The sequence below is a fragment of the Acinetobacter sp. 809848 genome (assembly GCF_000581275.1).
Taxonomy (GTDB): Bacteria; Pseudomonadota; Gammaproteobacteria; order Pseudomonadales; family Moraxellaceae; genus Acinetobacter; species Acinetobacter pittii.
In genome coordinates this window covers 26,937-39,888 of sequence record NZ_JEXG01000009.1, presented here as the reverse complement: position 1 = coordinate 39,888, position 12,952 = coordinate 26,937, and the positions used below count along the sequence as shown (strand labels likewise).

Annotated in this window: 13 protein-coding genes; 6 read left to right on the top strand and 7 right to left on the bottom strand. The window is 38.5% G+C overall.

Annotated features, from left to right (window positions below):
- The first annotated feature begins 71 nt into the window (after window positions 1–71).
- Both J536_RS11270 and J536_RS11265 read left to right on the top strand, forming a co-directional pair.
- Window positions 72–872, top strand: coding sequence for a PaaX family transcriptional regulator C-terminal domain-containing protein (locus J536_RS11270; protein WP_032056655.1), 801 nt, complete (start codon window positions 72–74; stop codon window positions 870–872).
- A 105-nt stretch (window positions 873–977) separates the two neighbouring features.
- Window positions 978–1,970, top strand: a complete 993-nt coding sequence (locus J536_RS11265; protein ID WP_032062935.1) for a fatty acid desaturase family protein — start codon at window positions 978–980, stop codon at window positions 1,968–1,970.
- Window positions 1,971–2,018: 48 nt separating this feature from the next.
- Here J536_RS11265 and J536_RS11260 read toward each other — a convergent pair whose 3' ends face one another.
- Window positions 2,019–3,044, bottom strand: a complete 1,026-nt coding sequence (locus tag J536_RS11260) for an AraC family transcriptional regulator (protein ID WP_032056656.1) — start codon at window positions 3,042–3,044, stop codon at window positions 2,019–2,021.
- A gap of 160 nt (window positions 3,045–3,204) precedes the next feature.
- Between J536_RS11260 and J536_RS11255 the strand changes: the two genes are divergently transcribed.
- Together J536_RS11255 and J536_RS11250 are read left to right on the top strand one after the other, a co-directional pair.
- Window positions 3,205–3,903 carry an NAD(P)H-dependent oxidoreductase gene (locus J536_RS11255; RefSeq protein ID WP_032062933.1) on the top strand — a complete coding sequence of 233 codons (699 nt, stop codon included), beginning with the start codon at window positions 3,205–3,207 and terminating at the stop codon, window positions 3,901–3,903.
- A 597-nt stretch (window positions 3,904–4,500) separates the two neighbouring features.
- On the top strand, window positions 4,501–6,000 hold the full coding sequence (locus tag J536_RS11250; RefSeq protein ID WP_017400223.1) for an outer membrane protein transport protein: 1,500 nt from the start codon (window positions 4,501–4,503) through the stop codon (window positions 5,998–6,000).
- 57 nt (window positions 6,001–6,057) lie between these two features.
- Here the strand turns inward: J536_RS11250 and thrH are convergent, their stop codons facing one another.
- Window positions 6,058–6,675 (bottom strand): bifunctional phosphoserine phosphatase/homoserine phosphotransferase ThrH, encoded by a 618-nt coding sequence (thrH, locus tag J536_RS11245; protein WP_017400224.1) that lies wholly within the window; start codon window positions 6,673–6,675, stop codon window positions 6,058–6,060.
- A 184-nt stretch (window positions 6,676–6,859) separates the two neighbouring features.
- Here thrH and J536_RS11240 point away from each other — a divergent pair, with 184 nt between their 5' ends.
- Both J536_RS11240 and J536_RS11235 read left to right on the top strand, forming a co-directional pair.
- On the top strand, window positions 6,860–7,594 hold the full coding sequence (locus tag J536_RS11240; protein WP_017400225.1) for a phosphoadenylyl-sulfate reductase: 735 nt from the start codon (window positions 6,860–6,862) through the stop codon (window positions 7,592–7,594).
- A 171-nt stretch (window positions 7,595–7,765) separates the two neighbouring features.
- Complete coding sequence (locus J536_RS11235; RefSeq protein ID WP_005064414.1) at window positions 7,766–9,151, top strand: WS/DGAT/MGAT family O-acyltransferase; 1,386 nt, start codon at window positions 7,766–7,768, stop codon at window positions 9,149–9,151.
- 27 nt (window positions 9,152–9,178) lie between these two features.
- Here the strand turns inward: J536_RS11235 and J536_RS25095 are convergent, their stop codons facing one another.
- From J536_RS25095 to mreC, 5 genes are all read right to left on the bottom strand, one after another.
- Window positions 9,179–9,352 carry a PA1571 family protein gene (locus J536_RS25095; RefSeq protein ID WP_002116397.1) on the bottom strand — a complete coding sequence of 58 codons (174 nt, stop codon included), beginning with the start codon at window positions 9,350–9,352 and terminating at the stop codon, window positions 9,179–9,181.
- A gap of 139 nt (window positions 9,353–9,491) precedes the next feature.
- The gene (rng, locus tag J536_RS11225) at window positions 9,492–10,946 is read right to left on the bottom strand and encodes a ribonuclease G (protein ID WP_005064412.1); all 1,455 of its coding nucleotides are present in this window, start codon (window positions 10,944–10,946) and stop codon (window positions 9,492–9,494) included.
- Window positions 10,947–11,059: 113 nt separating this feature from the next.
- Window positions 11,060–11,620 (bottom strand): Maf-like protein, encoded by a 561-nt coding sequence (locus J536_RS11220; RefSeq protein ID WP_002116203.1) that lies wholly within the window; start codon window positions 11,618–11,620, stop codon window positions 11,060–11,062.
- Complete coding sequence (mreD, locus tag J536_RS11215) at window positions 11,608–12,099, bottom strand: rod shape-determining protein MreD (RefSeq protein ID WP_002116279.1); 492 nt, start codon at window positions 12,097–12,099, stop codon at window positions 11,608–11,610. Before mreD ends, J536_RS11220 begins: the two co-directional genes overlap by 13 nt.
- Window positions 12,086–12,943 carry a rod shape-determining protein MreC gene (mreC, locus tag J536_RS11210; RefSeq protein ID WP_032056659.1) on the bottom strand — a complete coding sequence of 286 codons (858 nt, stop codon included), beginning with the start codon at window positions 12,941–12,943 and terminating at the stop codon, window positions 12,086–12,088. The genes mreD and mreC overlap by 14 nt, the downstream gene beginning before the upstream one ends.
- Between the last annotated feature and the right edge of the window lie 9 nt (window positions 12,944–12,952).

The following is a 12,952-nucleotide window of genomic DNA, read 5'->3' as shown; positions in this document are numbered from 1 at the left end:
TCTTAAAAAGTCCTTAAAAAAACATGATATTATTCTGATCAAATGCAACTCATATCAAAAATTCAATCTGAATGAAAAATATCAAAATTAATGCACGCCATCTCATTATCGATTTATTTCTTTCCTCTGCTTACCCTCAGCTCACGATTAGACAAATATTAATTGCCGCTAAACTTTTTAATATGAGTGACAACGGTATTCGTGTGGCTACGACTCGGCTATTAAATGAAGGCATGATAGAAAGTGTAGAACGCGGTATTTATCAACTTTCGCCATCAACCAAAGAATGGGCAAAAGTCATTTTGAATCGTAAAAATGGCATTAAGCAGACTAAAGAATGGCAACAACACTATCTGGCAGTATTTACGGGGACATTAGGTCGTATTGATCGAACCGCTTTAAAAAAGAGAGAACACGCTTTACGTCAATTTGGTTTTAGAGAACTCGAAACTGGAATTTATATACGTCCAGATAATTTAGCGTATAGCTTTGAAAAAACATGTGAAGAGCTCATTTTAGCGGGTCTTGAAAATGAAGCTAAAATTTCTATTATTCAAAAATTTGACGCAAAAACAGTTGCGTTAATTCCTTCCTTGTGGGATACCAAGCAGCTTGAAAAAAACTATGAAATGTATAGTCAAGATATCCAAGAATGGCTTTTGAATTATAAAAATTTATCCTTAAATGAGGCTGCTACCCAAGCTTTATTATTAGGACGTGAAACCATTACCTTACTCATGAATGATCCTCTACTGCCTTCTCCATTTGTTGATGAACATGCCCGCAATCAGTTTGCTCAAAATGTACAACAGCTCGATTCGATTGGACAAAAGCTATGGCAGAAACTTTATGAAAATGAATTAGCCCACTAAAGGGCGATTTATTTTTTTACAAACAAATATTTCACATTTTAAAATTTTATGATTATATTTGTAATATAAGATATGGATACCAAAATCTGATTTGGGAGAATAAAAATGAATGCACAAGTGAGTGTGACCGATCTATTTAGCAGAGAAGAAATACAAGAACTCACACAACCCTCAGATATATACGGTGCTTGGGCTGTTGCAAGCACATGGGCCGTTATTGGCGGAACATTTGCAAGCTTAATCATGATGTGGGATTACTTACCTAGCTGGGGCAAATTACTTGCTTGTATGCTAGCTTTAGCTATATTGGCAGGTCGCCAGTTATGCCTAGCAATTTTGATGCATGATGCATCTCATAAAAGCTTATTCAAAAATAAAAAAATAAATGACTTTGTAGGTGAATGGCTATGCGCCCGTCCAATCTGGAATGATCTACAAAAATATCGCGTACATCATGTTCGTCATCATGCAAAAACCTCTACTCCAGATGACCCTGACCTTTCGTTAGTTTCTGGTTTTCCTGTAAGCAAAAAATCTCTTACTCGTAAATTTTTACGCGACTTAACAGGTATGACAGGATTAAAGTTTAGCTTTGGTCGAGTGTTAATGGATCTCGATTTAATGAAATGGACTGTTGCAAATGATCAAGTCTGGCTAGATCGAAGCAATAAAGATTTCGTTGACTATGCCAAAAGCCTAATAAAAAACAGTAGCGGAGCTATTGCAATCAATGTAGCTCTTTATGGTGTTTTAAAAGCTTTTGGTCAGCAACGGTTTTATTGGTTATGGCCTTTAGCGTATTTGACACCGTTTCCTTTATTTTTAAGAATTCGCTCAATTGCCGAACATGCAGGTATGCAAACGAGTAATACAGCTTTAACCAATACCCGTACTACACGTGCAGGTTGGATTGCTAGAAGTTTTGTAGCGCCTATTCATGTCAATTACCATATGGAACACCATTTAATGGCTTCGGTGCCCTACTTCAAACTGCCGCGTATGCATCGTCTATTGAGAGACCGCGGCCATGTTCCAGTACCACCTAGCTATTTTGAAGTGATTGAATCACTCTCATCTAAGCCAGAACAATCTACTTAATTGACTTAAATCATAAATGAAAAGCCACGAATTTAAATTTGTGGCCCTTTAATTTGAATCCGCCATTTTATGCTGGGTTTGGAAATATTTAGGCGTTACTCCCATCCAGCGCTTAAATGCACGGGTGAAGTGAGAAGTCTCGGCATAACCTAGCATTAAAGCGACTTTTTCGATCGACATGTTATTTTGAGCTAAAAGTTTCTGGGCATGCTCCTTTTTGAGAGAGTCTACCAAGAGGGTAAAACTAGTATCATCAAGAGCTAAATAGCGTTGCAAAGTTCGCTCTGACATATTCATGATATGAGCCACTTGCCCAACTTTTAATGTCTCAATCTCCCCATTCAAAAGCAATTTTTCGGCAACTTGTTTGACTTGTCCTTTCCAACCACTTTTTAAGTTTAATTTCTCTATATCCCGCTTACATTGCGCATTTAATAACGGCGCTAGCATTGGGTCTGCCGTTAATACAGATTGTGCTAAATACTCTTTTGGAAATATCCAACGATTACCCTTTTGGTTAAATAAACAAGTCACAGCCAGTTGATGACTGATTTGGTCAAAACCTATCGGCTCTGGCATTTGTAATTCAACTTTTCCCAAATGAGAAAGCCCTGTTAATTTTTTCGCAATTTGAACAAAACCGAGTAACAAAAAAATGTTGGCATTTGGGCTCAGTTGAAATGCACTGACAGGCTGATGAATTGACCAACATGCATCATTATTTTCTTGTTTTAATTCCGGTTTAAAAACCTTACAACGTGAAGCAATGAATTGTTCAAGTATTTTCAATGCTTCTCCTAAATTTGGAGAAACTATGGCAGCCATTCCGACTGAACCATAACATGAAGCCGTCATACTTAAAGCTAAATAACCTGCTAGTGCTGGCTCTTTGCATAACTCGATTGCCCGTTCAATAAACTGATTTAAGATATTGAATTCAACATACCAGTAAGGCTTTTCTAATTGGTCTAAAGTTATTCCACTACCATTTAAAAGCTGCTCACCAGAGACACCCCACCGCTTAACAGTCTCAACGATTAAATTAATATAAGTTCCGGGTAATTCTGGATTCATAAACAACCCATATGAGCAAAATAAAATGGCGTAAAATGGTAAAAACTGTCAGTTCATGAACTATGCCATGCTTTTAAATTGATGCATAGTTATTCAAAACAAAATCCGCTGAATTGCACCAGACAGCAAAATTTCTGAAAAAGAATACAGGTCCTCCCCTATGAACATTCTAATTGTCCATGCTCATCCAGAACCACAGTCTTTTACCACTGCTCTAAAAAGTACAGCTAAGCAAACATTAGAAAAATTTGGGCACAGCGTAGAAGTTTCAGATTTATATGCGATGCAATTTAACCCTATTGCATCCAAAGCGGATTTCTTAGAGCTTAATCAGCCTGAGTATTTTAACTATGCACTTGAACAAAGAAATGCCAGCAAAAATCAGCTTCTAGCTCCAGATATTCAAGCTGAAATTGAAAAGGTAAAAAAAGCTGATCTCGTCATTTTAAATTTCCCATTTTATTGGACATCTGTTCCAGCAATTTTAAAGGGCTGGATTGATCGTGTGTTTGTCTCTGGACTTTTTTATGGGGGCAAGCGTTTTTACAACCATGGCGGCATGGCAGGTAAAAAAGCGATGTTGTGTTTAACACTCGGTGGTAGAACACACATGTTTGGAGAAAACTCAATTCACGGACCAATCGAAAATTATTTATCGCCGATTCAACGTGGTACTTTGGCATATGCTGGTTTTGAAGTCCTACCTCCATTCATTGCTTACCATGTACCGTATATTAGCCAAGAAGCACGACAAACCCTTCTTGAAGACTATGTAATCTACCTTACTCATCTGGACCAGCTCGAGTCATTAAAATTTCCCAAACTTGAGCAATTTGATGAAAAGTTATACCCACTCTAATGCTGTGTTTTAGCTCTAAAAATAGAATAGCCGAATTTAGATCATTATTTTCGGTTTTTTATTACACATAACTTTCAAATATAGAATCCAAATTCGCTCAAAAAATAGATCAAATGGTAAAAAAATTAAGGTAAACTTTTTCATAAAATGAATAATATAAAATTTAATCAATAATATACAGATGTAGAGAAACTGGACTTATCAACTAAAAATGACAACTAATACTCATTTCATAATCACTTAATTCATATTTTTACAAAAAAATCTTTGACCATTTTTCTTGAATTTGTGACAAAAATGTCATAAAAACAAAGGTCACCACTAATAGATAAAAATATAAATATCAATTAATTAAATTAATTTAACAATACAAATATTCCTTCATATTTCATCCATTATTGACTCTATTTGTATAAAAAGTGAGTACTCCTCAGTTCATATAACAGATTTACTCTTATTGTAATTATGCTATTTTTGTTACATGGAGTTATCAAAGCTTCTATTACTTGTAATTTGGAGCTTTGAAGGCAACACAGTTTAAACGGTTTAACTCTGTTACTTTTAAAAAAATGTCTTGAAGTTCAAGGAAAGATTAAAATGAAATTAAAACATCTGAGCACTGCAATGATTTTAGCAACGCTGCCTGCAACTGGGGTTTTTGCAGCAGCATTGGATCGCTCTGGACAATCAATGTCTGCATTTTTGCAGCCTGGTAACTACTTTGAAGCTGGTATTTCTGTTTTAGACCCAGATGTATCGGGTAAAGAAGCAGGATCAAGCGCAACACGCCGTGATATTAGCGATATGGGTGAGGATTATTTTTTCCCAAATGCAGCTTTAAAACTACAACTTAACGATAAATTCTCATTTGGTTTACTGTACGATCAGCCATTTGGTGCAGATGCAGAATATTCTGGGAAAAATGTATTTGTATCAGATTCTTCTAACACAATTTTAGCGCAAGACAGACTAGATGTAATTCGTGCCAATACTATTGATACAACATTTAACGGATTAACTAGCGATCAGCGTGTCGGTGCTGTTCTGCAAGCCCAGGGAGTTGATTTAAGCTCTGATGCTGGGAAAGCACAATTTGCTGCTACTTTAAGTGCGTATAATAATAATGCAGCTACTAAAGCTGCTATCGATACAGCTGTAAAACAAAGCGTCACAGAAAGAGTAGATGCTGGAATAAATAACATTAATGGTTTACTCGGCAAAGGTGGCACTAAAGTTGAAGTTGATACTCAAAACCTTGCTATGGTTTTTGGTTTCCAACCAAATAAAAATTGGAACCTCTATGCAGGTGGTGTGTATCAAACAATTAAAGGAAATATTAGCCTTCGTGGACAAGCTTATAGTATCTACAATGGCTATGATGCAGATATCAAAGAAACTGGCGGTGTGGGTTGGCTAGCAGGTTTTGCTTATCAAATTCCTGAAATTGCACTTAAAGCTTCTTTAACTTATCGTTCAGAAGTTGACCATGACGTCAATATTCGTGAAAATTTGCCTACACTTCCCGCTCTTTCATTATTAGGGCAAGCTGCAGCGGCCGATGCAATTAAAAATAGCTCAGCAGATACCACAATTACTACACCTCAATCTGTTAACTTTGATTTCCAAACAGGTATCATGGCTGACACAGTTGCGTTTGCAAACATTCGTTGGGTGAACTGGAAAGATTTCTCTGTTCAACCATACAAATTTGGACAGCTATCAAAAGTTGTAGGGCCTATTGTCAACCGCCCAAATGGTTTCGATTTAGTGAGCTATACAGATGACCAATGGACAGTAACCACAGGTGTTGGTCGCAAACTTACCGACAAGTGGGCGGGTAACGTTTCTGTAGGTTGGGACTCTGGTGCGGGTGACCCAATCACAACTTTAGGTCCAACTGAAGGTTACTGGAACGTAGGTTTAGGTCTTCAATATAGCCCTACTCCACAAACGTTTATTGCTGGTGGTGTAAAATACTTTTGGTTAGGTGATGCTAAAGCTCAAACTGGTGCGCAAGCGGGCGGTGATGAATATGTTGCAGAGTTCTCTGACAATAATGCAATCGCTTATGGTTTAAAACTTGGTTATAAATTCTAAGTTTAAAAACCATAAATAATAAAAAAGGCGCTTAAAGCGCCTTTTTTATTATTTATATTAAGCTGGGATATTACGCTGTGAAACTGAACGGATTGCTTCTTTTAATGCATCATAGCCGTGAATAGCTGGGAACTGTGGAAACTCAGCAATCACATTTGCAGGTGCATCAAACAAGAAACCATGGTCCGCTTCACCCAGCATGGTTGTATCATTATACGAGTCACCCGCTGCGATTACTCGGAAATTTAAACCATGTAGAGCTTTAACAGACTCACGTTTTTGATCGGGTTGACGTAGTTTATAAGCGGTAATCATACCTTCTTCATCTGTCTCTAACTTATGACAGAAAATTGTTGGCCACCCTAATTGCTTCATTAAAGGATGCGCAAATTCATAGAAGGTATCTGACAAAATCACAAGTTGAAAATGGGTACTCACCCATTCAACAAACTCTTTTGCACCTGGTAATGGCCCCATCTCAGCAATGACTTCTTGAATATCGTTTAAGCCTAAACCGTGTTGTTTTAAAATATTAAGACGCTGAGTCATTAAAACATCATAATCCGGAATATCACGAGTTGTTGCTTCGAGTTCTTTAATCCCTGTTTTTTTAGCGAAATTGATCCAAATTTCAGGAACTAAAACCCCTTCAAGATCTAGGCATACGATTTCCATGAATGCTTCCAACGTTGGTTAAAAATTGCTGTATCATACCATTAAGATTTTCAGTTTTGCGTTGTTATTGATCAAATCAATTTTATTCATAAGGATCGAAATTAAAGTGCTAAGCACTTTATCAACTATCCTTTAGAATATTTTTCATAACTCAATGCGCCCAAGCCTTTTGCCAGGAACACACATGACCGTTATTCCGACTATTGATATCGTAGATGCTCTTGCTGCTGAATATGCAACCAAAAGCCCTCGAGAAATTTTAGAACTTGCCTTAAGCCAACAAGGTGAAATTGCAATTTCATTTTCGGGTGCAGAAGATGTTGTGTTAATTGATATTGCTTCACGCTTAGGCAAACCTTTCCGTGTATTTAGTCTCGACACGGGTCGCCTGCATGCCGAAACTTATCAATTTATTGAAACTGTCCGTAAACACTACAATATCAATATCGAAGTTTGTTTCCCTGAATCTGAAGCTGTTCAAAACATGGTAAACGAAAAAGGTTTATTCAGCTTTTTTACAGATGGGCATCAAGAATGTTGCGGTATTCGAAAAGTTCAGCCTTTGCGTAAAAAACTTGCGACTTTAGATGGCTGGATTACGGGTCAACGTAAAGATCAAAGTCCTGGTACGCGTACAGAGATTCCTGTAGTACAAGCTGATGCAGGTTTCTCTGGCCCAGGTAAGCAACTCATTAAATATAACCCTCTAGCGAACTGGACAAGTGCTGAGGTATGGAGCTACATCCGTATGATGGAAATTCCATATAATCCTCTTCATGAGCGCGGTTTTGTTTCTATTGGCTGTGAACCATGTACACGACCTGTATTACCAAATCAACATGAGCGTGAAGGACGCTGGTGGTGGGAAGAAGCCACCCAAAAAGAGTGTGGCTTACACGCAGGTAATATGAAAAAGTAATTGGATATCAAAAAACCACTGGTAAATCAGTGGTTTTTTTTATGTCATGTTCCGTACACAAAGTCATATTTTCTCTACTCTAAACGCTATATACTTAATTTTACGGTTCTATAATTCTAATAAGAGCTCATATAAGGGCTTCTTAGAAAAATGCATGAGGCACAATGATTTATGCGTCCATTACACCCAATTGATTTCATTTTTCTGTCACTTGAAAAAAGACAGCAACCCATGCATGTCGGTGGATTATTTTTATTTGAAATTCCTGAAAATGCACCAGAAACCTTTGTACATGATTTAGTAGAAGATATTAAACGCTCAAAGAGCATTCCTATTCCTCCGTTCAATAACCGCTTAAGTGGTTTATTTTGGGATGAAGATGAAGAATTCGATATCGATCATCACTTTCGCCACATTGCTTTGCCTCATCCTGGCCGTATTCGTGAACTTCTGGTGTATATTTCACAGCAGCATAGTTCACTAATTGATCGTGCAAAGCCACTTTGGACTTGTGACATTATTGAAGGAATCGAAGGCAATCGTTTTGCCATGTATTTTAAAATCCATCATGCAATGGTAGATGGTGTTGCTGGTATGCGTTTGATCGAGAAATCTCTATCAAAAACACCAGAAGAGAAACATGTTGTTCCTTTATGGTGTGTTGAGAGCAAAAGAGCTAAGCGTCTAAAAGTACCAACTCCAAGTACTAGTAAAATTAAAAGTATTTTAGGCGGTATTAAGTCTCAACTCGACATAGCTCCAAAAGTCATGCACGAGCTATCTCAAACAATATTCAAGGAAATGGGTAAAAATCCTGATTATGTTTCTACTTTTCAGGCACCAGTTTCTATTTTGAACCAAAGAGTCAGTGCTTCACGTCGTTTTGCGGCCCAATCATTTGAATTAAGCCGCCTTAGAAAAATTTCAAAAGCATTAGGCGTGACGATTAATGATGTTGTCCTAGCTGTATGTTCAGGCGCTTTACGTGAATATTTGATTAGCCAAAACAGCTTACCTAAAAAGCCACTTATTGCCATGGTTCCAGCTTCATTACGTACAGATGATTCTGACATGAGCAACCGAATTACCATGATTTTGGCAAATTTAGGAACTCATAAAGATCAACCATTAGAACGCCTAGAAATCATTCGTCGCAGCATGCAGAATTCAAAGCAACGCTTTAGCCGCATGACTGCGAATGAAATTTTAAACTATAGTGCGGTTGTTTATGGTCCGGCAGGATTAAACATCATGTCAGGAATGCTTCCTAAGCGTCAGGCGTTCAATTTAGTGATTTCCAATGTACCAGGACCACGTGAGCCGCTTTATTGGAATGGCGCGAAATTAGATGCGCTCTACCCTGCTTCGATTGTCATGGATGGACAAGCTCTAAACATTACCATGACCAGTTATTTAGATAAGCTTGAAGTTGGATTAACAGCTTGTCGAAATGCTTTGCCAAAAATGCAAAACCTTTTGACTCATTTAGAAGATGAGATTCAACGTTTTGAAGAAATTATTGCAGAGAAACAACTGAAACATCATTCAGCAAGTTAGAAAATTAAGGGGCTTTGAATTGGCCCCTTATTTTTTGATTGTGCGGCACTGGTTAAGCAACTGATGACATACTGAACGAATCATTGCAGTTGTGATTGGTACTTCTTTACCTTGGTCATTCAACATATAGCAGCTATTTACTGGCGTGCTTTCTAAAACATGTTTAAGACCGTTGCTAATTAAGTTTTCACTTACATTCATGGGTTATACCTCTTATTGTTTGCTAAGACGTTTAATAGGGAGAACGTCTAGGGCTACTGTATGTAAGTAGTATTTAAAATTCATGAATGAAAGTAAAATTTCAGTTGTAACAAGGATTAAGCGATATCTTGTTACAACTTTAACTTAAAATGATATCGTATTGCTCTTGCGTATATAAATTTTCGACCTGAAATTTAATAACACGGTTAATAAAATGCTCTAAATCGGCTACTGCTGGTGCTTCTGCTGTTAATAATCGGTCAATCACAGAAGGATGCGCAACAACAGTAAAGCCACTCGTTGACTCAAATGCGCGGGTATAACGTAATATCTCACGAAATATTTCGTAACACACTGTCTCCGCTGTTTTGACAAAACCACGCCCTTGGCATGTTGGACATGATTCACATAACAAGTGTTCTAATGATTCACGAGTTCGTTTACGCGTCATTTCGACCAGACCAAGTTCTGACACTTGAGTAATTTTGGTCTTCGCGTGATCTCGCTCAAGCATTTTCTCGAACTGACGCATCACCTCTTCACGGTGAGTTGCTTCTTGCATGTCAATAAAATCAATAATGAGAATCCCCCCCAAATTACGCAGTCTAAGTTGACGCGCGATAACTTGAGTCGCCTCCATATTAGTTTTAAAAACCGTGTCTTCAAGACTACGACCACCTACATATGAACCTGTATTAACGTCAATCGTTGTCATGGCTTCAGTCTGGTCGATCATCAGATAACCGCCCGACTTCAAAGCTACGCGAGTTTGTAAGGCTTTTTGAATATCTTCTTCAACATTATAAAGATCAAATAGTGGTCGCTCACCCGGATAATGAATGAGGCGACTCTTCATATTCGGGACAAACTCATCTACAAACTCAAGCAGTTTTGCGTGAATCTCTCGCGAATCTACATAAATCTTTGCAGTTTCTTCGCTTGCTAAGTCACGAATAATACGTTGAGGTAATGGAAGTTCTTCAAAAATTAAAGAAGGAACAGCAACGTCAGTCTGCTTACGCTGAATGTACTCCCACAATTTGCTCAGATAGCACATGTCCTGAGCAATTTCTGCCTCATCCACACCTTCTGCAGCTGTACGGACAATCACGCTACCGGGTAAATTATGCTCAGATTGAATACCTTCAATAATATTACGCAGTCGATCTCGCTCTTCTTCAGACTCAATACGCTGCGAAACACCAATATGGTTGCCATACGGCATTAAAACCAAATAGCGAGAAGGGATTGAAAGATCTGTACTTAGACGTGCACCTTTTGTGCCCAACATATCTTTCATTACTTGGACAGTAAGGGTTTGCCCAGGATGTAATAACTCAAAGACATTTGGGGTAGGCTGCGAACGAGGCCAAACCATATCATTGATATGTAAAAAGGCTGTTCGAGACAAACCAATATCAACAAAGGCAGCTTGCATGCCCGGAAGCACTCGCACAACTTTACCCTTGTAGATATTGCCGACTAGACCGCGTTTAACTGTACGCTCGACATACAGTTCATTAACAGTTCCATTTTCGATTAATGCCACCCGACACTCCATAGGTGTGACATTAATAAGTAGTTCTTCTGACATACATAAACTCAAAGTATTATAAAATTTTTATTAAAGAGTCAGAGAAGCTGTTAACTTTAACGTTGTCTAGTGTTCATCGACAATGCTATTCAATGAAGAATGATAACAACCCCTTATGTCTTTACTCTTTTGAATAACTGTGCAAATTCGTATAAAGGAAGTCCTACCACATTACTATAACTTCCTTGAATTTGGGGAATATATTGCGAGGCAATTCCTTGAATTGCATATCCACCCGCTTTTCCAACAGGCTCACCCGTGGTCCAATAATCTTCCATATCCTGTGTAGTCAGGTGCTGAAACTCAACTTGTGTTTGCACTACCTGACTTAACATCTGTTGTTGAGTCGCAACGCACAGTCCAGAAAACACATCATGCCAACGTCCAGATAATTTTTTCCAGATTTCAAAAGCATGATTTTTCGATTCAGGCTTACCAATAATTTGACCATCAAGTCCCAGACTTGTATCGGCAGCAATAACAATTGCTTCTGGAAAAAGCTTCAATACAGTCTGAGCTTTTTCTCTAGCCAACCGTTCAACATAATGATGAACTAGCTCATTTTCATGAACAGACTCATCAATGTCAGGACTATAGATTTCAAAATCTAAGCCTAGCTGTTGCAACAGCTCCTTCCGACGAGGAGAGCTAGATGCTAAAACTATATGCGCCATTTTGCCAAACAATAATAGACGACTGGCCACGTGATGATACTTGTCATCAAAGGTTGCCAATGTCTAGCAATCGAAAAATGAATTCCACCCATCGTCTGTGTTACCCACATAAATGCTAAATGGGCAATAATGACCAGCGTTGCTATCGTCCATAAATTAACAAAAGTTAAAATACGGCGTTCCCGAATTAAAAAACGGGTAAGAAAAGTCACAATTACAAAACTTAAGGCATTGAGTCCTAAAGGCGCATCAAGCAGTAAGTCTGTAAAGATCCCCATCCCAAATGCAAACCAGACCCCACACCATGTTGGCTGACATACTACCCAAAATAGCATGATCATCAACATGAATAGCGGCCGCCATCCTGAAATATCATAAGATAGCGGATAAACCATAAGTACAGAACCCACAATAACGGAGAGAATAATTCCCCATAATGGATCTTTACGCTTTTCTCGTTTCAGTTTAGCGATCGGCATATGGCTGCTCCTTCGCTAATGATTCAGAGAACAGTACAACTACATGATGGCCTGTTGCCAATTGTGCTGATGGTGTTACATCAATTTCAGCAAATTCACCTGAATTATGGCGTTTTATTTTGGCAACTGTACCCACTGCGTAACCTGCTGGGAAATGTTCACCCAAGCCTGAGCTAAACACTTTATCACCCACCTGAATATTCGCACTGGTCGGGACATATTCCATTTTTAAACGGCCCAAATCACCTGTACCAGAAACAATCGCCCGCATTCCAGTACGCTCAAGACGTACCGACAGTGAATGTTCTTTATCTGATAACAACATCACACGTGAGCTATGAGGGTATACATTAATAATCTGCCCCATAATCCCCTTATCATCCAGAACCGTTTGACCTACCTTTAGATGGTCCGTAGAGCCTCGGTTAATAATGATGATATGGCGTAATGGGTCTGCATCTGTCCCAATCACTTCGGCAATTTCCATACGACCATCAATAATTAACGGTGTATCAAGAAGGCCTCGTAAACGGGTATTTTCAGCTGACAGTTCAGAAAGCTTCTGTAAGCGGACTTGAGCTTGTAAAAGCTCAGCCTGCATCGCGGTATTTTCACGACGCAGTTGTGCTTCAGATTTTGTTTGTTGATTCAGCCATTCTCTCGACAGTACCGGATAACTAGCCAATGCATAAATTGGGTTATATGCAGCGTACAAGACATCCCTTGCTGGCTGAATTACATAAGGCATGCGCCAATCAAAGAAGAGCACAACCAAACATGTAACGACCGCAATAATGAACGAGCGGAAAGATGGCGGCTGTCTTGAAAAAATATTCGGTTGCACCGCCTAATC

What these genes read in the sequence shown, in the direction of transcription:
- J536_RS11270 (WP_032056655.1), top strand. Translation starts at nt 72, where the DNA reads ATGAAAAATATCAAAATTAATGCACGCCATCTCATTATCGATTTATTT.
- J536_RS11265 (WP_032062935.1), top strand. Translation starts at nt 978, where the DNA reads ATGAATGCACAAGTGAGTGTGACCGATCTATTTAGCAGAGAAGAAATA.
- J536_RS11260 (WP_032056656.1), bottom strand. Translation starts at nt 3,044, where the DNA reads ATGAATCCAGAATTACCCGGAACTTATATTAATTTAATCGTTGAGACT.
- J536_RS11255 (WP_032062933.1), top strand. Translation starts at nt 3,205, where the DNA reads ATGAACATTCTAATTGTCCATGCTCATCCAGAACCACAGTCTTTTACC.
- J536_RS11250 (WP_017400223.1), top strand. Translation starts at nt 4,501, where the DNA reads ATGAAATTAAAACATCTGAGCACTGCAATGATTTTAGCAACGCTGCCT.
- thrH (WP_017400224.1), bottom strand. Translation starts at nt 6,675, where the DNA reads ATGGAAATCGTATGCCTAGATCTTGAAGGGGTTTTAGTTCCTGAAATT.
- J536_RS11240 (WP_017400225.1), top strand. Translation starts at nt 6,860, where the DNA reads ATGACCGTTATTCCGACTATTGATATCGTAGATGCTCTTGCTGCTGAA.
- J536_RS11235 (WP_005064414.1), top strand. Translation starts at nt 7,766, where the DNA reads ATGCGTCCATTACACCCAATTGATTTCATTTTTCTGTCACTTGAAAAA.
- J536_RS25095 (WP_002116397.1), bottom strand. Translation starts at nt 9,352, where the DNA reads ATGAATGTAAGTGAAAACTTAATTAGCAACGGTCTTAAACATGTTTTA.
- rng (WP_005064412.1), bottom strand. Translation starts at nt 10,946, where the DNA reads ATGTCAGAAGAACTACTTATTAATGTCACACCTATGGAGTGTCGGGTG.
- J536_RS11220 (WP_002116203.1), bottom strand. Translation starts at nt 11,620, where the DNA reads ATGGCGCATATAGTTTTAGCATCTAGCTCTCCTCGTCGGAAGGAGCTG.
- mreD (WP_002116279.1), bottom strand. Translation starts at nt 12,099, where the DNA reads ATGCCGATCGCTAAACTGAAACGAGAAAAGCGTAAAGATCCATTATGG.